Raw genomic sequence first — 24,419 nt, 5'->3', positions numbered from 1 at the left:
AGCTACCCTGTGACTTAGGATTCTCTATTCGATAGGAGAATGCGATGTGGCGACAAGTAATCCAGATTATGCTTGTATTAACAGCGGCGTTTCTGCCGAGCGCTGCAGACGCAGGCGAATGGGCCAGCGGCTTTCACCTACCGGGAATCGACGGATCTGCGGCTGCACTGACTGCCTACAATGGTCGCCTTATGGTTGGTGGTCGGTTTACGATTGCTGGGGACAGCATTGTTCGTAACATAGCCGCTTGGGACGGGAGTGTTTGGTCGTCGTTAGGTTCCGGTGTGAACGGACAAGTCAACGCACTCGGAGTCTACAACGACAAACTAATTGTGGCAGGCTCGTTTGACAGCGCAGACGGTATTCCAGCAGGCAGAATTGCCGCGTGGGACGGTACCTCGTGGAGCACTCTGGGGTCGGGAGCTTTTGATGGCCAGGTTCATGCTCTCGCTACCTATGGAGGCAATTTGGTTGCCGGAGGGTGGTTTTCGTCGGTCGGTGAAGTCACGGCACACAGTATCGCCTCATGGGATGGCGACTCGTGGTCGACGCTCGGACAAGGAATGGACAGTGGGGTTTACGCGCTAGCTGTGTACGATAACAAGTTGATCGCGGGAGGAGATTTTAGCAACGCCGGTGGAGCATCGATAAACTGGATTGCAGCCTGGGACGGAGTGTCCTGGTCGACTCTGGGAGGTGGTGTGGACTGGGTCGTCCAAAGCCTAACTGTTTTCGGAAACGAATTGGTAGCGGGAGGGGGGTTTAGCAACGCGGGCGGAGTCGGGGCCAGCAGAGTTGCATCGTGGAACGGGGTTTCCTGGTCGCCATTGGGTGACGGAATGAACTATTGGGTACACTCCCTTGCGGTTTACGACAGCAAACTGATCGCTGGCGGCGATTTCACTCAGGCAGGTGGTAATGCTGCCAATGGTCTGGCCGCTTGGGACGGAACAGTCTGGTCAGAGGTCGACGGTGGTACCAACGACCGTGTTTATGCTCTGCTGGTTTCTGATGACACACTGATAGTAGCGGGGGGGTTTTCCGCGGCTGGTAACATTGCTGCCAAAGGAATAGCGGCGTGGAATGGCACGTCGTGGTCATCATTGGTCAGCCAGCCGGGCATGGGCGTCAGTAATGTGATAAACGCTGTGACCGTTTACGACAACAAGCTCGTTGCGGGAGGGCTTTTCACGGCGGCTGGAAGCGAAACCGCGAATCGAATCGCCGCATGGGATGGTACGGCATGGTCGTCACTGGGGGACGGTGTAAACGGGGAGGTACATTCATTGGCTGTGTATGGTGACAGCCTTATTGTTAGCGGAGGATTCACAACTGCGGGCGGAGTACCCGCAAACCGAATCGCAGTTTGGAACGGCAATTCCTGGGCTCAATTCAGCAATAACGATTGGGGATGGGCCCCCATATACTCGATGATCGTCTATAATGGAAGCCTTGTCGTGGGTGGAGGTTTCACGACAGCCGGAGGGATGCCTGCGAACCGAACCGCTACTTGGAATGGGATAGCCTGGTCGCCCTTGGGCTCCGGAATGGCAAAGGACTACGGCACCGGATATGCCGAAGTGCATGCTCTCGCCTTGTATGAAGACCTCCTGATTGCAGGCGGCACGTTCGACTCAGCGGGTGGAGTCGCGTGCAAGAACATTGCCGCCTGGGACGGATCCTCATGGCGACCACTGGGTGCAGGTATCACAGGTTATGCGGGATACGCGATAGTGTACACCCTGAGTGTACACGACAACTCCTTGGTGGCCGGGGGCCAGTTTGACTCTGCGGGAACGGTGCGCTCGCGGAACCTGGCCAGGTGGGACGGTTCATCATGGCAGTCAATCGGTAACGTCTCGGGGGATTTCTTACGGTGCTTTGCCGTATACAATAGCAGACTTATTATCGGTGGTCGGTTCAGCGCTATCGACCATGGAAGCCCTGTTTCCGCTGCTAATGTCGCGGCTTGGGATGGCACCACATGGTCGCCCGTAGGCGCTGGGCTATCAGGCACGGGTTATGTAGCTGGGCCCCGCGCTCTGGCAGTCTATGACACGAGTTTGGTGGCCGGCGGTGACTTTAAAACCGCTGGAGGTACGCCTTCAGCGTTCTTTGCGCTTTGGGGTGAAACAGGTCCTGACACTGATGGAGATGGGATTTCCAACTACTGGGACAACTGCCCAACGGTATCCAATTCTAACCAGAGCAATCAGGACGCGGATGGGGTCGGTGACGTTTGCGACAACTGCCCTCAAGTAAGTAACAGCACTCAATCGGACGCTGACGCCGATAGTGCCGGCGATCCATGTGACGATTGCACTGATACAGATCAAGACGGTTTTGGTGACCCAGGCTACACGGCCAACACATGTCTTTTGGACAACTGCCCGGGTATCGGGAACTCTGGTCAAGAGGACTTGGACAGCGACGGCGTCGGCGACCTCTGCGACAACTGTCCGACGGCCTCCAATAGCGGACAGTCCAATGTCGACGCCGATAGCTATGGTGACGTGTGCGATAACTGCCTGACAGCGTCCAACAACGACCAGGCGGACAGCGACATAGACGGTATCGGGAACGTGTGCGATAATTGTCCTGATGTCGTGAATACCGCTCAAGCCAACACTGACGCCGACAGTTACGGTGACCTGTGTGACAACTGCCCCGCAGCAGTTAACAATGACCAAGCAGATACAGATAGTGATAACAAAGGGGATGTCTGCGACAACTGTGTTGCGGTAGCCAATTCGGATCAAGCCGACTCTGACATTGATGGCGTAGGGGACGCCTGTGACAATTGTCCGAGTGCTTCCAATACCAGCCAGTCAGATGTCGATGGCGATGACCACGGTGATTTGTGTGACAACTGTCCGACAGCGTTCAACAACGACCAATCAGACGAGGACGCGGATGGCGTAGGGAGTGCATGCGACAACTGCGTGGAGGTAGCGAACGCAAGTCAAGCAAATACGGATGGCGACAGCTTTGGTGATGTGTGCGATAACTGCCCGACAGCGTCCAACAACGACCAAGCAGATACAGATAGTGATGGCGCAGGAGATGTTTGCGACAACTGTGCTGCGGTCGCCAACGCGGATCAAGCAGATTCGGACACCGATGGCTTTGGTGACGTCTGTGACAATTGCATGGCCATTGCAAATGCAAATCAGACCAACGCGGACGGGGATTTATATGGTGATGTATGCGATAACTGCCCAACAGTATCGAACAACGATCAGGCCGACAGCGACGGTGACGGCGTAGGAGATGCATGCGATAATTGCGTGTCAGTCTCCAACAATGAGCAGTCAAATACCGACGGAGATTTATTTGGCGACGCCTGCGACAACTGCCCTACCGCAGCCAACAGCGGCCAATCCGACAGTGACTTGGACGACGTGGGAGATGCGTGCGATAACTGCGGGACCGTAGCGAATACAAACCAAGCTAATGTGGACGGAGATTACTTCGGTGACCTGTGCGACAACTGCGCAGCAACAGCCAACAATAGTCAAGCAGATACAGACGCTGATGACATTGGAGATGCCTGCGACAACTGCCCCACTGATGCAAATGCGGATCAGGCCGACAGCGACGGCGACGGCATGGGAGACGTCTGCGATTTTGGCGCTTGTGGCGATGTTGATTTCTCTGGAGGGCCTGAAGGAGGGGCCAATGATGTATCAATTGGCGACGTCACAATGTTAATAGACTACCTATTCGTATCACATCCCTCGTTGCCGCACGCCAGATTGGCTGATGTCGACAACGTCAAGTGGATAACTAACAATGACGTCATGCAGATAAACTATGCGCTCTTCTACAGCGGCCAAGTTGAGTTGTTGGATTGTCTCCCCAGGTATGATAGTACATTTCCTATCTCCTACTTTGATACCATCGAAATACGAAACGCCTACGTAACGGCGGGCAGCTACAAATGGGAGGTCGAACTGTGGATAGCCGCTGCTCAATCGTACCAAGGCCTAGCATTTCCTTTTCGCTACCATTGTGGCACGTCAGACGTGACGCTGGATTCGATCTTACTTGACCCGGATAATCTGATAACCAATGTCGGCGAGCTGCGACAAATCTCTCAAGTCGACTCATCGGGTATCATTGGACTGGTCGACATTGGGTACGACGAACTCTACTTCCCCCCGGCGGGCAAGTACCAGTTGGCGTCGCTCTGGTTTTCGCTGGCTCCGTTGAGCGAAACGCAACACATCGAAATAGACACGGTCAGATACAATCCCGACGGAACCGTTGTTCTCTCGCGACTGGTCGCAGACCAGAATGCCGGCGTGGTTCCAGTGATAATCGAGCCGGCCTCTGATGAGGACGGTGACGGGATTTGCGATCCGTCTGACAACTGCCCATCTATCCCTAACCCCGACCAGACAGATGCCGACACGGATGGCATTGGCAACTCGTGTGACGCCTGCACAGATATCGACGCGGACGGATTCGGAGATCCGGCCTACACTGCGAATACCTGTCCTGCTGATAACTGTCTCTGGATTGCCAATCCCGGCCAAGACGATTCCGATTTCGACGGTGTTGGTGACGCGTGCACGTTTTCTGCTCCCACCCCGGAGGGCAGCAACGTGAACGTGGAACTTGGCAGTGTCGTAAGTCTCACATTCGACGGTGTTACAGCCGCTGGCAGCACAGAGATGGTCATGACACCCGCTGGCTCGGGTCCGACCGGGCTCCAGATAACTCCGCTGCAGTCACCTGCGTACTACTACATCACGACCGATGCGACTTACAGCGGGCAGATTGAAGTGTGCATTACCTATGATGATGCAAACATGCAGCCTGGTGACGAGGCGGGGTTGACCATACTGCACTATACGGGATCAGACTGGGAAGATATCACTTCCTCCGGTTATCCTGATGTGAGTAATAATGTCATTTGCGGCCTCACCAGCTCGCTGTCGCCATTTGTTGTGGCCATTCGAACTGGTTGCTGCAACGGTCGAGTCGGCGACGCTAACCAATCTGGTGATGACGAGCCGACTATCGGAGATGTTACAATCTTGATCGACGCGAAGTTCATCTCCGGGACTTGCGACGGGATTCTCAACTGTCTCGAAGAAGCGGATATTAACCAGTCAGCAACGGGTGTGGTCACCTGTGATGATATCTCAATAGGAGATATTACTATCCTCATCGACTACCTATTCATCACTGGGCCATCGCTGGGGCTGCCGGAGTGTTTGTGAGGAGTGCTGTTTGCTGCACGGAAGGCCATCGGCACGAGCAACTTGCATTTCAACTTGGGGCATCACCTTGTCTTGACTGTCTGATGAAGCACATTCGACAACATACTCGTCTAAGCTAAGAGACCACACACCTTGCGAACGGTATGGCTGATTATGCCGATTTTGTTGCCCAGGTAGCGGCGCTGTTGCGTTGGTACTGCCATGGTGCGTGCACCCGCGCCGAAGAAAACCGGCTGGTGCTGATGGCGGCGAAAGTCGCCGAGCAGAAAGTGAGCGGCAAGATCAAAGCCGCAGCGCGAGTGAACGACACATCAGCACAGCAAGAGGCGGCGTCAATCGTGGGACCGCTATTCGGCAGGACAAGTCAGGGAATTCCGTTGGTCAGCGCTCTCGACCGATGGTTGGACGCAGACGACATCGAACTCTTCCAGCGATTCCAGGCTGTCGTTGTAAGGCACGCCAAACAGGAGCTATTCCACCGCTGGCGACAAGTCGATCATCTCAGTTGCTGGCTCTGGCACCGGCTTCAGCGAAGTCTTAGAGACGGCGAGCATCTGCACCTGTTTCCGCCCGAGACGCCGCGTTGGGTGATGTTGTCAGGCAGGAGGCGCGACTCGAGAGATTTGGCGTCCCTCGATTCGCAGCGGCTTTGCGAACTGGCCGCCGCGTGTCTGCAACCGGGGGTGTCGATCGCTGATCTGATCGTGGAGGCTCTCGAGCAGGCTGAATTCGATACCGGCCAACCGCAGGTTATTTCGATTGAGGATCTTTTCGATGCCATGCGGGTCGCGGCAGTGGAATCGGTTCACGAGGCGACCTCAGGCGTGCAAAACGAGATCCTGCACATAGCGGTCGAGAAGGCCACGGCGGCGGCCCGACAGGGACTACAGGAACGCTTGCAGCGATACGAGACCGACGGGAAGCTGATGCCACCCGCCCTGGGCTGTTTCAAAGCCGCACTCGAGGATATTCTGATCGACTGCGCCGACGGCGGTCCGGCGATTAGTTATTTCGGCTATCTGAGCAGCTACCTACCAGGGTTGAGCCGCGTAGAATACAGGAAATCGTACAGGAGCCGGTTCGAATATCTGGCGGAATTCGTCAGGATTCGATTCGCTGAGGTTCTGAAGGACAATTATGATCGCTGAAAAGTCTGCAGTCAGCCCTGCCGTGTACTATAGTCTCTTCAGACGGGGTGACGAACTATTGGCGCAAGGAATGCCGTGGTGAATAGTATTGACAATTGCCCGGAGTGGGAAGATTGGCAGAGATTTGTTCTTGGGCCGACGGGGACGGCATCCGATCCCATGAGACTTCATCTCGAAAGCTGCCCTGCCTGCCGTTTCCAGGCGGCGCAGGCCGCGAAAGAACTTGAGGAACTCAAGGACGTATGGGGCGGCGGTTTAGAAAGTGTTATCGTCCTGCGCCCGCGCAGCGAGGACACGTTAACGGATATAACATCGGTAACGACTCTTGCCGCTCAAGGTAACGACCGGCCGCGGGAGTCGGCATCCGTGACGCTCACGTCGGACGACCAACGACTGATGCTGCACGCGGTGCGGGATGCCCGCACCAGAGAGATCTGGCTTTATCTCAAGGCGGACGATCCGGACACCTGCCGAAACGTTCTGGTCACACCGTTCGGCGGTGACCGTGAACTGCTTACGGACGAAAGCGGTCGGATTAACCTTGGTGAGATAGAGTGGCCTCAGCCCGAGCGGTTGACCGCCGAGGTGAGGCTTCCGCGCGCCACGTTCCGGTTGTCCCGGGTCGATCAACTTGCCGACCGGGGTAGCAGCTCCGAATTGGAATCACCATCGGGCGACCGGATCAAAGTAACCTTCACTGGGGAAGGCCGGTACCGGAAGCTCACGGTGCAACTGCTGGAATTGGCCGGCACGCGCGGGGACGCGCCTCTGAGGGTGGCCATCCGCACGCCCGATTCAGGGCACATATCAGGTGTCCCGGGCGCAACCCCCGCGGAGGTCTCATTTGACCGAGTGAGCGCCGAGGGGATAGTTGAAATCTACCTGTATCGATAATTGGGACCTTGGCCGGCATTGTTGACATAGAACGCGAAGCGTCGCGATTGAGACGGAGCCTGATACGGGCCCGGATTCCGGAGCTGCGCCTGCTCTGCGGTCTTCGTTTTTTTGAGTTTGCGGCGGCTCATCCCGGAGTAGAGTTGGAGTCGTACTTGCGGGAATTTGTCCCGACTCTGGCCGACTCCGCCGCGAAGTGCCACCCGCATGAATTTCTGCCGGCGGAGTCTGACTCTCTCCAGGCGCTTGTCAGAATGATCCATGGGCTTGCGACCGATGTCGTACACTCCGATGATCTGGCGCGATTGAATGAGCTGGCGCAGTCACTTCAGGATGGCCGGGCAGAGCCCCCGCCCAGCACCGCCGCTAAAGACGCTGTCCGCGTTGTCTGTCTCTTTGTCGAATACTATCCAGATCTCGACCTGCCCCCGCGAGGCAGACTGCTGCAGATGCAGGTGACCGCCACGGTCATTTCGTCCAAGATTCCGACTGACGACATAATCGTCCGCAACCCGACCGAGGAACCAGACGACCGCTTTCTGAGTCAGGCCAGGGACTCGATCAAGGCTGCCAGGGATTACCTGCACCGCCGTTTCGGTCTTTCGCTAGCGAAGCGATACCGCTTTGATTTTGCGGTTGACTCGACCGGTGCGCGGCTGACGGGCGATTCGCTAGGGGCGGCATTTGCCGTCGGCGCGGTTGCGGCAATTGGGCGGATAGTGGTGTTCTCGGAGGATCTAGCGGTTCAGCCCGGCGCAGTTTTATGTGGGGCGCTTAGTTCCGACGGAAAACTCACGTCGGTCGACTCCGAAGCCCTCAGGCTCAAAATCTTCAGGGCGTTTCACTCGCGTGCCAGATGGCTCGCGGTCCCCGCCGACCATCTCGTCGAGGCCAAAGCCTACGCAGCTGAACTGGTGAAGTCATGTCCGGGACGAACGCTCGAAATCTGCGGGCCGGAGACAATCGATGGCATTTTCGCCGACCAGCGACTCATATGCACCGAACGTCTTCCGGTCCGCAAATACCTGGCCCGGCGAACGGTTCAGGCGGCCAGGTCGTCGCGCGTGCAGGCACCATTGCTCGGAGTGCTGATACTCATTTTCGCGTCTGTTCTCGCCGATCTGCTCCTGCCTGAATGTGTCAAGCCCTGGGGCGATTGCAACCCCACGCATATAGTTGTCAGCACGTTCGGATTCGACGCTCGGAATAAAGACTCTGTTCTGCTGTGGTCGCAGTCCTTCGAGTGCGGCACTGTACCTTCCGACTCAAGGTTTAAGGTCGGCGATTTGGATCGTGACGGCGATAATGAGGTTGCTTTTGTGCTGCGCTCGGATCGGAAATCGATCTGCGCCAGTGACGCCGATTTGTTCGTGTATGAGAATGACGGGAAGACGCGCTTTCGTCGCAACTGTGTCATCTACAACCAGTACCCCGGCGATACCTCACTTGCGCAGCCTTATAATCCCCACGGTGTCGAGTTCTTTGACATTGATTCGCAGATGGTCATCGCTACCGGCGTAGTGCAGTCGAACCCGTCGCGGGCGCACATCCGGTTCTGGAACGCGCGGGGTGATTCACTCGGGTGGTATGTCAACGCCGGCTGGGCGAGCCCGTCGGAGCCGTACTGCGTGTACGATAAGCGCCTGGGCCTGGTTTTTCTCGGCACTAATAATGCGCTTAATAGCGCCTGTCTTTTTGCGCTGAATCCGTTTGGTAGTATCGGGGTCTCTCCCCCCTACGATCATCCTGATATCGATCTTTCAGGCGTGCTGCGCGGTAACCAGTACAAGTATGTTATCTTCCCGCGTTCGGAATACTGCCGGAAACTCGGGTATTTGTACAATTCGCAGCAGTCGCTGACGTTTGAGGCGGACGGTGTCGTCAGAGCCGTGACAAGCGAGGATCAGGATTCCGTATGCGCCGCCGTCCTGTACTACCTTACGACCGACTTTCGGGTGATCAAAGTGACAGTCGATGATGTCTTCAAGCAGCGTCGCGACAATCTGGCGTTCTACAACACTGTAGAGCCGCCAGACTGGTACGGCTATTCGGACGCTTTGAGAGACTCCGTTAGGCACTGGACCGGCGAGAGCTGGGTGACCGAGGCGGAGCTTCGGGCTGCCGATGGACGCTGAGCCGCCGCATTACAACGACACAATTCTCGATTTTTGTCAGTTTTTTTCCGCAACGGGCGGTCCTGACGCCTATAGGGGGATAGAAGGTCACGAATCGTGCGGCCGGAAGGCCCGGCGGGCGGGTGATGGATTCTCTGCCGCAGACAGACTGCGCGCCTTAGCCGGACTTCGCGACCGCACATGCGCGAAAACATGATAACAGGAGGAAGGTAGTATGAAGGTGTTTCGATTGTTCTGCATGATTATGTTGGCAGCTCTGTTCGTGAGCTCCGATCTCGTCGGACAAACCTGGCAGGTTATCTACCGGGAGGATTTCTCCGCTAGTTCTGGTTGGACAACCAGTAGCGAGGCTCATTACTATTGGGAAGCGGCGAGTGGCACCTACTTTGCCAATCAGGAGAATGTCCCTTTCGGAGGATTCTACGCGAACTGCCCAATAGACTATGATGGCGGTTCGTTCAGGTATGAATGGGACATGAAGGTAGAGTCCTCCGACTACGCGTCCGCCCTCGAGTTCGTTATCGCCAGGCAGATGGACATCGACCTGCCGGGGTTCGTATATTTTTCCTTTAACTCAGGAGACCAGGGGCACATTACCTCGGTGTGTTGGGCCACAAGTACGGGTTCCGATTGTAGTGAGAGGTTCGATGTGCAATGGGCGCTGAATACCTGGTACCACATCGTAATCCTATACGATGCTGACGCCCACACGTTAGATGCCACCGTTTCCGAGCGGGCAACCATGCTTCCGGTAATCGCACTGCGCCTTGAAAACGTTGACAACCTGCCGAGCGACATGGATTACTTGCGGAGTTCCTGTTATCGGCCTAACGGTGGGTTCCAGGTTCCCGGCGCTCATACTACCGGGCGCTTTGACAACATCGTTTTTGCGATTGAGCAGGCCGAGTGTCCCGGTTATCCGTCTCATGTCCAAATGGTACTTGACGGACTTGATAACATAAAAGGGATCGGTCTTAACGAGACCGGTGACAAAATGGGCCTGGCATACTGGCTTTGCGGCGCCTGGCCCGGAGCTCGAATCGAGGAGTACTCGACACCGACGCTCGCACTTGAAGGTATCTATGCGCTCGGCGACTGCCATAGCGATGTTGCCTGGTCGCCCGACGGCCGTTACTGCTTCACCAGCAACTACTATTCTGGGAGCATAAGCAGGCTGAATGTGGCCGACAGGTCTACGCAAACCATAAACGTGGGGTCTTTGTGCAACGACCTTGAGATGGTGCCCGATGGATCGAAGCTGGTCGCCAAGTGGAGGAATGGCGTCACGATTGTGGATGTGGCGTCGTTTTCGGTTCTGGGTCAGATCGTACTTAACGCAGATCCGGCCGAGGACAAGATCGGTGTAACGCCGGACGGAACAAGAGCTTACATCACTGGTAACATCGGTGCGCCGGGGTTGGAAAGACTGTACGAAGTATCTCTCACCCCGCCTTATTCCCTGCTTAGGTCGGTTCCTATCGTGTCCAGAACCTATCCGTGGGAGAGTTCGGGCGGAATGGGGGTGTATGCAAATGAGGCGGAGGTCTTTGTCAGCGACTATTTGAACAATCAAATCGTTGTGCTCGACCGCGCCAGCCTTACTTCCGTCGAAGCAATTCCCCTACCCGGCTCGCCGGCAACGATAGCGGCAATGCCGAGTGGGCGATATCTGTACGCAGCCGACACTTGGGAGGCCGCCATATACGTTGTTGACATCGCGAGTCACTCGGTGGTAGAGACCATCAGTGGTATTCATGAACGGCCTTACGACATAGAGTTCTCACAAGACGGCAGACTCGCCTATGTCAGCCACAGCGGACTTGGTCCTTCGACGGGTACAGGAGCCATTACCGTCCTGGAAACTGAACAATATATCGCCGGCACAGTAAGTGGTCCGCACGGCGGAGTCATGGGCGTTGCGGTGAATCTCATCGACGCTGAGGGCAGTCTCGTCAGTACTGCAGTAACTGACGCAACGGGACATTACCAATCCGAAGGGTTACCGAACGGACCGTATACAGTCGCGATTGCAACCCCTCTTGGGTATCAACCCGATAGTGAGACCAAGAATCTAATTGTCGACTGCTCTGCGGGGGAAGTGAATTTCACGTTGTCGCCTCTCCAAGTAGTCGGCAAAGTCATGAACATCTGGTGGTGGAAACTCCAATTGGCCTATATCCATAATGGTGCGTGGTCGGAGATCACCCGCAGCGCGGTCGACAATTACGGGCGGATCATCTTTCAACACTTCAACCGCAGAAGCGACGAATTCGCTATTCGAATGCCCAATGTCACATGTGCCGACGAGGCCGTCGCTCGCGCTCTCACGGCGGATGACATGTACAACGTCTACTTCGGTTGGTACAACGAATCGTATCAAGCGAAGGCAAGACGTGCCTTGCTGGCAGTCTTGCTAAATGTAGCGTCTGGCCGTATGCCGCAAGGCATCGCAGTCAGCAGAGATGGCGCGACCGCCAGTCAGGCAATCACTTACTGTTCCGATCTGATTGAAAGCGGTCTCTCAAACAAGTGCTACCAAGCGTACTCGGTTCTCAGTTTGATGCACCAGTCCAAGCCGGTTCCTGCGGGCGTCATTCCGCTCGTCACGCCCGCCATATATTACAAGGGAGAAAGCTCAGCGCTTAACCCCGCTACCTTCGCCCTGGACCAAAACTACCCCAACCCGTTTAACCCGGTGACGGAGATAGGCTTTGCGCTGCCGACCGCGGACGATGTCACGCTCGAAGTATTCAACGTCCTTGGCCAGAAGGTCGCTACGCTGGTCGACGGGCGTGTCGAGGCCGGGGCGCATCGGGTGACCTGGGATGGGTCGGATCAGTCGAGCGGGGTTTATTTCTACCGACTGACCGCCGGTAAGCAGGTTCTGTCGAAGAAGATGCTGTTGCTGAAATAGGCTGGGACACGGGGGGATGAGGACCGGGTGATATCACCCAGTCTATTGTGGCCCGGCGGGATCTTTCTGTTCGCCCCGCCGGGTCTCTAACTGAGCCACCGGAAGACCAAAGGCTTAAAGGCGCAAACCAGAGGCAGCAGCCAAGCGAGAAGCGAGAAAAACCTTGCCCAATTGCTCCAGATTTGGTACACTTGTTGGTGAGTCGCTTTCTAAGAGACAGGAGACATCAATGCGGCGGTGTAATGTCGCCGAACTCGTCCGCGTGGCCTAGCAACTGTCCTCGGCACCAAGCATCTCCAACCAGCCATCTCAATTGCCGGGTCAGATTGAAACGGTATGACCGCCGCATCTAGTCAGTAAACATATCAATCGAGGCGCGGGCATATCGTGAGCGCGCCCCGACCAGACCGCAAGGAGTTGGTCATGAACGGGTTACGGTTAGGCGGTGGGACGGTAGTATGCGCCCTCTTAGTTGGGGGATTAACCATACTGCTCGCTGGTGGCTTGGAGGCAGCGATGTTTCCTGATGATTGCCCCTGCATTGGTAAAGTTGGAAATGTCAATTGTGACTATCGCGATGAGGTCTCGATTGCCGACGCCACGTATTTAATCGATCACCTGTTCATCACGGGAATTAGGCTGCCAAACAAGGATGAAGCCAATGTCGACGGTGACTCTCTGGGATCAATAGACATCGCAGATGTGACGCTCCTAATTGAACATTTGTTCATCACCCTCCCCGAACTTCCACTTTGTCCGAAACCACCTAACCATCCGCCGACCACTCGTATAGTTGGCTTCATAGATGGGCTGCCATTCATTAACAGTGTGGCACTACTAAGTCCGATAACGGGTGTGAGAATGCGTTGGCAGGGTGCGGATCGTATCGACTTTCCGACGGACCCGCCCCCGTTCGAGTTTGAGTGGCGTTTGTATGGCCCGTACGATAGCGTCCTTTTCAGCCAGATAGCCGACACATATATCGTGCCGGTCTTGAGGAGGGATGACGGCAGCCTCCTGCGAACGGGCGACAGCGTATGTGACACATCATGGACCGGCGGTGTGCGCCTGATCAATTGTTATTCGATCAATCTGGATACAATGGCGGCGTACAACAAGTACGGCGAAGTTAAATGGATTATCGACGTCGACAACCCGGGTTTCAGCGATAACCTACAACTCAATACGCTCGCCGCTAGATCGTCAGACCAAAGCGAACTGTGGACCTCCAGGGAAAGGGACAGCATCTATGACGTCTTTGCCGACTTCCCGGCTGATACAACATCCAACATGCAGTTCATCTTCTGGGTGCGATCACGAGAATCGTTGGACACAGTATCTGTCGATCCAACTCCCGATTGGAGGAGTTTTCATGTCATCGATCCGAAGTTCGAGCGGGATGTACTGGTTATGAGTTTCTGGCAGGCCGGCTACTCGCTATCCGCATATCGAGACTCGACGAAGTCGTTTTGGAATGATGCCCTGGATACGTGGATAAGCTCGCGGGGACAAGGTTCCGGAATAGTCTTCGACACAGCCAGAGACTATATGCCCGCGCCCGATGCTGATCGTATACGCTTGCTGGAGCAGGCGCTGCGTCACAAAGTACTCATATTGACTCAAGACGCAGCTGGTTCGGCTGGCTTATACAATGGGGGCATGCTTCAGGAAGCGATTTGGCCCGCCATCGATTTGGGAGTCAACGCTTGGGTGTGTGCTAGGGTGCCGGTGGGTTACTTCCGCGTTGAGGACTATCCCGCCTGGTCTGTTGAACCGTCCGGGGCTTATGGGTTCTTCTTCGGAGTTGTTTCGACGGAGTTCCCCGGATGGGGATATGGAATATTCAGGACCGACGACGGCAACGGATATGGTTTGCCCAGACGGGAAGACTTCGTCGGTGCCGTTTCACAGAACGACCAGTTGTGGCCCGAGCTATCTGTCGATACTTCTTTGTTGCGCAGCCGGTATAGGTGGTCGGGCAGCATTGATCCTCCCGTATACCCCTACTATCCCTTTATTGACACAATAGGCGCGTTGCCTCAAGTAGGGTGTGCTGAGCCTGTGCCCGAGGCCGAAGTGATGTACCTCTACAGGTCACTGTACGGCGTTGATTCAGTGCGGGCGCCCTACGCAAACAAACCAGTCATGCATCGACTTGAACGAGATTACTCTCGGACCGTTCATTCCATGTTTACACCGTTATCGATTACTATAACTGCTGCTCAACAACTGGTTAGTATAGTACTGGACTGGCTATACGATGGTTTCCACAACCGGCTGGCTCATGAGTCAGCCCCGGGTTGTCCAGTAGAATCGGTTCATGAAGGAGGGCAACGATGACTTACCAAGCTCTTCTGGTGATGTGCCTTGCGTTTTGGTTTGCCTTGTCTGACCGTGCGGCCGGACAAGCTTGGCTTCACCCTGACACCGCCGCGTTGATAGTGCGGTGGAATGGCTTCCGGGCTGAAACTGTCTTTGATGTTTTTACCGGAGAGGTAAGCTTTGAAGGTTACAATCTCTACGTGTCAAGGACAGAGTATTCGGGTGACGAGGTACTTGTCGGGACTTTCGATATCGAGGATTTCTGCCGTTATGAGTGGAATTCCGACTATGAAGATTGGATAATACGTGAAGAACGCTTCCGGATCGAGGATGCGCGCTGCGCGTACGCACCTAACAGCTGCAACGATTTAACGTGGCACCCACTTGACTACTCGCGGCAACAGCCATACATCATGCCAGGTTATCCGGACTCGGTCTTCTATTTCGAACCAATCGGTCATAATCAGCACGTATTCGGATTAGAGACCCCGTTTGCGCAGAAGTACCCTCATGCGCCGCTCCCACCATACGACTCCCCATTGGACGTGCCGGCTGACTCGGTTGATTATTATCTAACGGCTGACGGCTATTTCAAGTATTGGGAATATGAGTGTCGCATTGAGGGCCTCATGTCCGGGGCCACGTACTGGGTGGAGGTTACGTACTATAACTATACCGACTGCGAAGGGTGGGAGCGCGGACAAGGAGGAATTGTTGGAACACTGTCGGGTGTACCATTGGGCATCTGCTGCGATGGCCGCGTCGGTGACGCAAATCTATCGGGTGACGACGAGCCCACGATCGGCGATGTGACTATTATGATTGACGCCAAATTCATCTCTATCACTTGCGAAAACCTGATCCTCTGTTTGGCTGAGAGCGACGTGAACCAATCCGGTGGTGCTAACCCGACGTGCATGGACATTTCTATCGGCGACATCACAATCCTGATCGATTACTTGTTTATCACCGGTCCGACGCTGGGATTGCCAGAGTGCATTTGATGCGAGGCCGTGAGTTCGCAATCCCGAACGAAACGGCGTCGCGGTTCGATCATAGAAGCTGTACAGTCTTGTGTCACAGTTAGGTCGCGGGCGGGTAATCTACAATCGCGCAGGTCTTGTGCGCGTCGAAATTCTCTTTTGAGTGTGCGGGTCGGGAGATTCGCATCCATGTGATGATACGTTATTTGGCGTCTTTTCGGTGTGTGTGCGTAATACCAAGTGAGTGCAGCACGCGCAGAAGACGAATCCTCGCTCCCCTAAGTTGTCAATTGCCGATATCTCCAGCTGCATTGAACACAGTCATCGCCAAACGGCTATGCATGATGTGCTTCTCTATCCTGACGAGCTGTCCAAGAATGAGCGTCTTCTCAAGGTACTTATCGAGTCCGGGGATTATGATCAGTCCCATATGCACGACGACGGTCAGCGCAGCGACGTAAAGCAGGCTGTTCAGCAGTCCGCCTAGCAGAGTATTGAGCCAACCGATCGGTGTGAAGTTAATAGCTCTCGTCAGCCATTTGCCCAAACGTCGAGTAGCCGATACTGTAAGGAGAAATAAGGCCGCGAACCAGAGAGCAAGCGTGAGACGCTCGTTATAGATTATGACGTCCACGAGCTTTGTAACATGAAAACAGAGCTTCGAGGCTGCCACATAAGCAGCGATAAGAGAAGCTAGCCATATGCCACGATTGAGCAGTCCACCTTTCGCACCTTTATAGAAGGCCAAAACTAGGAGCAGTAGAAGGCATGCGTCGAGAAAATACAACTCCATTTCTATTCTCGCATTGCGTTTACATGAAGTCTCAAACTGCCTAATTTACTGCCGTCATACCGCCCTTAACCGCAGTGCCCTCAGCCCTTCCGTCTGGCCAAGGAAAAGCGCCGCTTCTGTCGACTGTAGCCTCTATTCGTAGGCGGGACCTATTCATCATCCGGGCCTCTGGGAAGGTACGATGCAACAAACGAATAACGGCGCCGACAAGCCACAATTCCGCAGCTTGGGTCAATCCATTATATGTTGCACTGCAAGGGCTGCAAGACCTACTTAGCACACTTCTAAATTGCGCTAAACCCTTTCTTGCGGTCGGTGCCAGGATGCGACGCCTGCTGCACCAAAAGATCGGCTGTGCGAAATTCCTTCGTCTCGCTCGCCTGCAGGTTTAAGATCCTTCTTACAAAGAGGATCTCGTTCGGCTGCGTGTGTGGGATAGCTGGTGTTCTCCTGTTTGGTACCATCGCTGCAGTTATGTCTCCGAGTCTGTCCCACTGCGTGTTATGTGTAACCACAAATGCCTCATCAATATACTTCGGGTTCGGCTCTTCGACGAATTGAGCTTGGACGGTGGCCCTGGACCGCGTAAACGTATCAACTGCTTTCTGTAATTCAACTTTGTCATCATCGTCCGCATGTGGGCAATGTGACAGCCATTCCTCAATGGATGTTCTTCCCCAGGACGCGAATACTGATTTGAATCGACTTCGCACTTCCGCAATTAGGCGATTGGCAGCGTTCTCGGCAGCTGCAGGAGTTCCGCCCTCAGATTGGAAGAACACGTTGCTGGTTACGATATCGTCTGGGTTCTCTGAGTCCGTTGGGCTAAAGCGATGTTTGATAGCCTCGAGTTCCGATGCTTTAGCGTCGTAGAGCTTGTTCAAGTACGAGCTATGAGCTACATTCCCGTCTCGACACTTCAGAGTGCCAAGAAACGCATCCCAGCTCTTCATGAGTTCGTGGGCTTCGCTATTCAGCCGCTCTTCAATGACCGCGACGTACGCCAGATTTCGCTTTTCAGATACTAATATGTCGAGTAACAGCCTATAGGTCTCCTCCATGCAGAACTCGTCGAACAGCTCCTGAAACTCGCTCTGGACTTCCTGAGTTGCCTTGAAGAGATTCGTCGAGTATCTGTTTTCAAAGGTCTCGACCTGCCTCCGAAGTGTCTTTAGTCGCGGCCTCAACTTGAAAAACTGGTGGACCAATCCATTTGTAACCACAGCTACCAACGATAACGCAATCAAATACACAGACACGCCGCGCAGCAATCCCCAGGCGTCTATCCAAAACAGCATGAGCAGAAGTGACGCAGCAATAGCACCGATCGAAACCAGCAGTGGCAAAAGTACGAAGTCTCTTCGTGCGCGTTTTTCCTTTATTGACTGAACGGTCCGCTGCTGTGACCGTAAATCGCTCAGCATGGGATCAAGGCGGCGCAACTCTTCAAACGTAGGGCCGATGACATTGTCCCAGCGCTCTTGCCTCCTCTTGGAAAGAAAGTCACGCCGCCAGGTTACGTCGTCTAAGTGCGCTTCGCTTTGTTCCTGATCAAGACATTCAGTTCGTATCGCCTCCTCTAGAGATCTTATCCTCGATCTTAGTTCACTCAATCTTTGCGTCTTTGCCTCTCTCTTGATTTCACGCTCAAGGGGCGGAATCCCGTTATCGTCTAGTTCGCTGATTTCGCCGCAGAGCAGTGACTCTTGGGCTTGGAGCTCGAGTAGGTCACGAGCCATGCGCTGAATAGAATCGCGGCGATCGGCGAGGCGGAAGAACTGAAATTGGCGGGCCCTTATATCATCTCGGATTTTCCACAAATCAAGAGGAGTTTCTAAAGCAGCCGTTCCAGCAAACTGCCGAGAGCGACCAACTAGGGCACGAAGGAAAGCGCGGGCGGCTCGCACCCCGCGGGCACGGGAGTCGATCATTTCTCGGATTTTGGAGTCGACTATAGCCCGGTACTTCACTAGTAACATCTGCCGCAATTCGTAAACTCGGGCGTTAACTAGTGGCACATTCAGATTCTTGTACTCTTCATATTCAGATTTGAGTCTGGCCAGATGCTCATCCGCCGACAAAGTCAGCGTGGCTTTTTCAGAGTACTCGAACGCAGGTCCTATTTGATCTGGGGTTCCGGATAGCTGAAGGTGGTCCTGAAGTTTGTGGAATTCGTGGAGATACAGAAAGCTAGCCACCTCCTCAGCGATTTGACGCGGATGTGGTTCAGACGCAGGTGAAAGCCAAACCGTTGAGATCGCCTCAGAAGTAGCCTTGTCGAGCGCCCGTGAGATGGCATCAGCCGCAGGAAATGACAGTCGCCGCACTCCAAATAGGTTATATAGGCGCTTCGATGTGTCGGCGGACGCCATTTGTCGACCAAGTCTGCGGCTGTCATCAGCTGGAAGTAGTCCCAGTTGCTGCAGCTCTATGATCGAAGCCAGCTGTGAGTACAGCGCCTCAGGGGCCGCAACTACACGATCTTGGTCATCCCTATCGGAAACGATCCAGATCGACACTTGTGACGGTGAGTCATGAATGAGATTGCGAAGCCCGACCCTGGAACATATACCTTCTAAGTCGTCAAGTTCGTCAAATAGGCTACGAGTGCGACAATACGCATCTCGTCCACGAAGGTCCGAGACAGTTTTGGGGGCGAAGAGAACAAGATTGCAGGAAGCCCTACTTCTGCCGAGAAACACAGTCTGCGTGTGAACGTGAGCCTGTAGTGCAGGAATGATCGCAGCTGAGCCAATCGGGTCATAGGTTGTGGCCAGTAACCAGAGGTCTCTTTTCGGCGCAACAATTCCCGATAATGATGACGGCTCACCTTGGCGTCTTCGAACGAGGTCCTTTTCAGCCGCCTCGAGAGCCTCAGACCAGGCGAATGCACGAGAACAGAACAAACGAAAGTTGTCCTGCCAGCAACCAGGCTTGGTAGTTTTGGTCGGTGCATCGCCGGCACCATCTTCAAACTTGTCAAGTAATAAACGAGTCCCATTAACAACGCACAGATGACCTTCGTCATCTACTATTAGAAAAATCGAGTTGGCGGCAAGTGCGTAAGCATTCGAGAACAGGTAGTTCTTGACGTACTGAAGGCTGTTAGACAGACTATCACCAAGTGCGATTAATGCCATCGGTGTGACGATTGAAGCGGCTCCCTGCATTATATTAGATTTCCTTGAGTTGTGTTGTATACGCGTCAAGGTCTCGCAGCTCCTTCTCCTTTTGATCTCGCGTATCCGACGTAGCTCCCTTGAGCGAGCTCATCAACTTGCTCCTATAGGTGAGAAGCTTCTCTCGAATCCGCTCATTTCCCTCGTTGCGGAGAACCTGGTCTATCTTGTCGCGAATTTCGTTAAGCACCTCGACGTCCTGTAGAAACTTGCGTGCTGACTGGCTCCTCCCGTTGTCAAGGCGCAACCAGAAATCACGCACTCTCTCCCCTCTCTTCTCGGTTCGTACCTCATAGAAATTGCCGACCTGTTTGATCATGCCAAAGGGATCAGAGACAGCCAGCGTCCAAATCAGGTGATCCTCCTCCGTTTCAGTCGGTGGAATCAAGTCAGGGATCTCCGAATCCCAAGCCTTATGAATATGATAGGTAAATGGTCGGTTTTCGTCAAAGAACGGTTCTCTGTAGCGGTCTTTTACAAAAAGTATCGCATATGCTGGCAGGGCCGCATGCGTATTCACGCACAAGATTCGACGATTATCACCGGTGTCCACCACGTCAGGGGTATAGTTCGTTGCTTCAGCGGGCAGCCGATTTTTCAGCTCATCCGCCGTAAGAAAAGTGGCCCGAGAATTACCGACGCCAAAGAGAAGAACGTTTACCGTCTTGCGCTTGCCGCCTGTGACAAACCCGTGCTCATAGTTCCAAAGTGGCACTGCCATATGATACAACTTAACGATGTACTGCCAGCGATCAACCTCCGGCAACGCTAATAGGACGTCTTCTACTGAGCGTTGCCGCAATTGTGTCACCTTCGGCAATTCGAGCGCGAATTGCAGCACACAGTCCTGCATTTGTTCTATCGAGCTGTCGATGAGAGAGACCAAGCCCTTGGGTTTGGACTCCTCCAACCATCTTAGGAATTCTTCAGGGCGTATGCGAATGTCCTCCAGGCGGGTCGAGGGGGCTTGAACCTCGAGGGTGAACGGGCGGAGGCGGCGTGCGTACATTCGGAGCTTACCTAATTGCTCTCCAAGCCGCTGCTGAACGGCAGACATTGACTTCACAAACTGAGTCAAAGATTCTGACCACTGTCTGACTACACCAGTGAAATAGCCGAAGAATTCTGTAGCGTCTATACGTCGTTCGCGCTGCGCGTGCAGTAACACGATTTGATCAGAAGCCTGAGCGTAAAGACGCAGATGGGACTCAAGACTAGCGCGGGACGGCGGCAAAAAACCAGTGGTTAGCTTCTTGCCAGCTTGTTCAAGGCGAGTAGCATTAGCCTCTGCAGCATCAAGTTGCACCTTGTACTGATTTGCCTCCGCCAACATAAGTTCGCGGCCATGCTCGAGACGAGTAAGAAGCAGTGTAAGAAACTGGATTGCTCGATTAGCCCCTCCCGGTGTGCGAATAGTCGCACCAACTTGGTCGTCAAGGGCTTTAGAGCGGGATATCCGAATGAGCTCGAGATTCTCTAGTAGCTGCTGTTTGATAGTTGCCCTTGCGCCATCAACAAACTGTGGTCGCCTTTGATGTGCTTCGGTGATGGCGCTGCGACTAATATCGTTGGGAATACCAAAACGCGGCAGCCCTGTAACAAGCATCAGATCATCGATAACCTGGTCGGCATCTTCCTCTCGGATGCGAGCCGTATCCATAAAACTCTCAACTTCGCCAAGGAGTTCATTCGAGTGAGCTGTCAAAAACGCCTTAGAAACCACATCTATTGCAACTTCAAGGGCCGCCATTTGGGCATAGCGGCTGCCATCGTATACGAGTTCAGCGATACCAAAACTTGAGTACTGAGGTTTCTTGCCATCCCAGTAACCCTGAGCCGTTATCTGGTGCTTTAGGTTATCCCAGATCAGCGACTGCTTTTGACCTGCGGTTCCAACTGCTGCGAAAATAGATGTGCCTATTACCTCTGTCATATATTCAACATCCTGGAACACGTCTCCGGCGAGATTCCGGTTGTTGATGAGATTAATGATATCAAATGGTGGCCTGCATTCGATTCTTTCGTCGTTGAAAAGATAGGTTTGAAAAGGGCTCTTTGCTTCCATGTAGTAATCGAGTTCCCGTAACGCACCATAGGCATTTGGTTCGACATTATCTGAGCCAGGTAGCGATGTGAAAACATCTGGTTGAAGCAGCATAGCGACTGAAGTGTCCTGTTGCCCGAGAAATCGGCGACAAAGAAAGCCCATGTCAAGAAACGTCCCGCCACCGGTGCCGCCCGCCATAGAACCGACGATATAAACCACTACGTCGCGAAACGGGTAATCAAAATCCGTCTCCTCTTTTTGCGTTACCTTAAAGTCCCGCACGTCTTGAAACACCGATTGAATCGCTCGGTACACTCTGTCACAATTGGCAAAGAGCGCTAGGCGGCCCAGCGCCCGTATTTGGCCCGCACCCGCGAAAATAGCTCGCGCTGGCACCTTTTCGGGATACCAGTCGCGTATCTCGCGATTCTGCCTAAGCAGAATAGTTGGGTCCATGACTGAAAGATGTATGAATTCGGATGGATCCAAGCCTATACGGGCTCCTGACTCTGTCAGCAAAGGCTTGGGATCTGCCGTATCAAACACGACGAAACGGATACCTCTAAGTAGTCCATCGGGCAGTCTTGCAAAGCCGTCTGTCGTCAGCCTCCCTTGACCGTAAACCTGCCAGAATTTGTGTTTGATGTTTAGAACCGTGTCTAGTCCCGTGCCTCCGAGACCTATTATTACCGAGCGTCGCAGCTGATAAGACATAACGGCCTCCGCGTCAATTCATGTAATCTGTTCTGTCGGTTTTATAAATGACTCTGTGCTGGCCGAAACTAATGATATCTCCATCCCTCAACTGATCATCTAGTAGTGGTAGATCGATCTTGGCAGCAGGGTCGTACTTGCTCGCTACACCCGAGACAACAGTAACGCACACGTGACCACCGCGGTTTGTAAAGACCGCATCTCCATCATAATCCGTAAGCGCGTCCCTGCCAAGTCCTACTCGCAATCGTCGCCTGCCGTTAAGATCGATGGGCAGGGCCCCACCTGTACTAGACGTTGGAGCGAGTGTCCCGTGCAATCCCGGGCGACTCAACCAACTCCTCAAAACATCGAGCGGGGACCGCTTGAGTATCAGAAAGCAGAACAGCAAGAACAGGAGAACTAAGGATCCGAAAGCTATCGCGGCGAGTTTGATCACCCGCAAGAGAGGGGGATCTGGCCGCTCCGGCAGATCCACACGGGTAGAAATGACGATTACGCTATCGCTAGCGGACGAAATGTCTTCACCCCGCCATACTAAAGTCGCCCGAGTACATGTGATTGACAGTGAAGTCTCGAGATCGATCCCAGATCCGTCCGCAGGAGCTGGCGATATCTCAATGCTAATCGTATCGGGCATCGGCTCAAGAATTGCCTCTATGCCAGGCTGTCCATTTATGCTGGCGTGGGATTGGACGTATTGCCACTCTTTCGATGTAGATTGGCGCGAATCGCGAGGTAGAAGGCGAACATGGACACCAAGCTGTGCTGCTCCGAACGGAATACTGGGCACTAGCGCAAACCTCATTCCTGCAGTCTCGGGTGCCTGCTCCTCCCACCAAAGTTCTGGCGCGCTCGTGAACACCAGATCCTTCTCAATAGGAAACACGAGAAGACTACACGGAGGGGAGTACGTGAATCTAACTGGTACATTCTTTGGAAGAATGCGACCCCAGCGAGACGTCGTAGATAAATTGAGGTTACCGGTCCAGTCCTGGAGCCTCACCAGGTGGGTTGCATCACTCGGGAAGTTTGAAAACGTGAACGACAAATTCACATGCCCACTTACCGGAATTCGTCGCGGAGCTACATCGGATAGAACTCCCCACCCACTGTCCAATTCCGGGACGACAAGATCCAATACCAGAGTATCATGCTGGCCGCCATTTGGAGGCGTTCGCTGAAGGAGAATCTGTCTCTCGGTAGAAGAAGCCCCCCAAAGATTGCCGAGGTCCAACACTGACGGCCTCACCTCAACGGACCAAATGGGCTCAAGGGAATCTGTAGGGCCAACTATCCTGGGCCAATTAGCAAAGGCGGCCTGTTCATTACTATCGAAAGGAATGCCAACCTTGCAGTAAAACAAGAAGTCCTGCGGATTTCGTTGCAGATCGAATTCCCTCAGGACGTCGTCAAAGCTTACGCGAGGCTCACTGTTGTCTCTACCGTCGGTGAAGAGATAGTAAGTGACTACGTGTTCAAAGGGAGGACTCGCGGGCAGGCTGCGAAGTGTCTCCATTACCTCCTCGGACGCTTGTCTAAAAGAGGAGTATATGAAGGTGCGCCCACCGGTAGGTTGAAACTCCGACAACATACTGGACAAGCTGGACCTCTCGGAGTCAGAGGTAAGTGTAGTATTGAAGCGACTCTGAATGCCCCTGTCAAATGTATATACGAAAACATGCGTCGGAAGTCCTGGAACGTCGCTGATCACCAGATCGTCTATATAGGTGCCTATCATCTTCGTCACAGTGTCAAATATTGACATGTGTGTCCCCGGAAGCAGTTCACTCATTGATCCTGATGTGTCAAGTATGAAAACATAGTGCTGGATATATCTTGGCGAACCTTGTCCGAACGCAAGCGTTGCAACGACCAAGGTTGTCCATATTCGCGAATGAACATACAGTTTCACGCTTTTATTCCTTGCTCTTGAGTGCCTCAGATCGTATTGACACTGTGCTGACTCGGTTCGATCTTGAAATGAATTACAATTAAAATAAACACGGTCATCCACGCTGGCAAGCGCTTTTTTCGGCGACAGTGTCTCCCGGCTATGGCC

The 24,419-nt window shown here is 53.9% G+C and carries 10 protein-coding genes; 7 read left to right on the top strand and 3 right to left on the bottom strand.

The features are described 5' to 3' along the window. Positions 1–44: 44 nt before the first annotated feature. The 7 genes from AB1772_00650 to AB1772_00620 all read left to right on the top strand — a co-directional run bounded on the left by AB1772_00650 (position 45) and on the right by AB1772_00620 (position 15,645). Positions 45–5,228: a thrombospondin type 3 repeat-containing protein gene (locus AB1772_00650; protein ID MEW5794843.1), complete on the top strand. Its 5,184-nt coding sequence runs from the start codon at positions 45–47 to the stop codon at positions 5,226–5,228. Between the two features lie 143 nt (positions 5,229–5,371). Beyond that, positions 5,372–6,376 (top strand): hypothetical protein, encoded by a 1,005-nt coding sequence (locus AB1772_00645; GenBank protein MEW5794842.1) that lies wholly within the window; start codon positions 5,372–5,374, stop codon positions 6,374–6,376. Between the two features lie 159 nt (positions 6,377–6,535). Further along, positions 6,536–7,270 (top strand): hypothetical protein, encoded by a 735-nt coding sequence (locus AB1772_00640; GenBank protein MEW5794841.1) that lies wholly within the window; start codon positions 6,536–6,538, stop codon positions 7,268–7,270. A gap of 47 nt (positions 7,271–7,317) precedes the next feature. Next, the gene (locus AB1772_00635; GenBank protein MEW5794840.1) at positions 7,318–9,405 is read left to right on the top strand and encodes a VCBS repeat-containing protein; all 2,088 of its coding nucleotides are present in this window, start codon (positions 7,318–7,320) and stop codon (positions 9,403–9,405) included. Positions 9,406–9,619: 214 nt separating this feature from the next. Further along, positions 9,620–12,319, top strand: coding sequence for a T9SS type A sorting domain-containing protein (locus AB1772_00630; GenBank protein ID MEW5794839.1), 2,700 nt, complete (start codon positions 9,620–9,622; stop codon positions 12,317–12,319). A gap of 516 nt (positions 12,320–12,835) precedes the next feature. Then, on the top strand, positions 12,836–14,659 hold the full coding sequence (locus tag AB1772_00625) for a hypothetical protein (protein ID MEW5794838.1): 1,824 nt from the start codon (positions 12,836–12,838) through the stop codon (positions 14,657–14,659). Next, on the top strand, positions 14,656–15,645 hold the full coding sequence (locus AB1772_00620) for a hypothetical protein (protein ID MEW5794837.1): 990 nt from the start codon (positions 14,656–14,658) through the stop codon (positions 15,643–15,645). Before AB1772_00625 ends, AB1772_00620 begins: the two co-directional genes overlap by 4 nt. 265 nt (positions 15,646–15,910) lie before the next feature. Here the strand turns inward: AB1772_00620 and AB1772_00615 are convergent, their stop codons facing one another. The 3 genes from AB1772_00615 to AB1772_00605 all read right to left on the bottom strand — a co-directional run bounded on the left by AB1772_00615 (position 15,911) and on the right by AB1772_00605 (position 22,357). After that, the gene (locus AB1772_00615) at positions 15,911–16,417 is read right to left on the bottom strand and encodes a CvpA family protein (protein MEW5794836.1); all 507 of its coding nucleotides are present in this window, start codon (positions 16,415–16,417) and stop codon (positions 15,911–15,913) included. Between the two features lie 284 nt (positions 16,418–16,701). Continuing rightward, on the bottom strand, positions 16,702–19,587 hold the full coding sequence (locus AB1772_00610) for a hypothetical protein (GenBank protein MEW5794835.1): 2,886 nt from the start codon (positions 19,585–19,587) through the stop codon (positions 16,702–16,704). A gap of 4 nt (positions 19,588–19,591) precedes the next feature. Further along, a complete protein-coding gene (locus tag AB1772_00605) occupies positions 19,592–22,357 on the bottom strand; it encodes a tubulin-like doman-containing protein (protein MEW5794834.1) in 2,766 nt (921 codons plus the stop codon). Positions 22,358–24,419: the final 2,062 nt, after the last annotated feature.

The organism is Candidatus Zixiibacteriota bacterium (assembly GCA_040752815.1).
Classification (GTDB): domain Bacteria; phylum Zixibacteria; class MSB-5A5; order GN15; family FEB-12; genus JAGGTI01.
Note: the sequence above shows the minus strand (reverse complement) of the source record. Positions and strands in the feature narration are given on the sequence as shown.